The following is a 233-nucleotide window of genomic DNA, read 5'->3' as shown; positions in this document are numbered from 1 at the left end:
AAAAAAAAAAAAAAAAAAAAATACAGATCTGGAGGCTCCTCGTACTAATGTCGTTGACGGCGCGCCCTGGGGCCGACCAAGACGTGCGTCACCGCCCGCGCTTCCAGCGCCTCTCCCATCAACAGCGTTCCACCAGCTCGCTCACGTCTACATACTCATCACCGAATATCACGACTCGCTCGACTACGCAGCCTCCGTTGTCACCGACTGATGCAGTAGTTGGCTCTATACTT

General features: G+C 53.2%; 1 protein-coding gene. It reads left to right on the top strand.

What is annotated here, in order from left to right; genetic code table 11:
• A partial coding sequence (locus G3N98_RS05530; protein WP_206147527.1) for a hypothetical protein occupies positions 1 to 211 on the top strand: 211 nt, incomplete at its 5' end.
• Positions 212 to 233 lie beyond the last annotated feature (22 nt).

The organism is Burkholderia sp. Tr-20390 (assembly GCF_017104595.1).
GTDB lineage: Bacteria > Pseudomonadota > Gammaproteobacteria > Burkholderiales > Burkholderiaceae > Burkholderia.
Note: the sequence above shows the minus strand (reverse complement) of the source record. Positions and strands in the feature narration are given on the sequence as shown.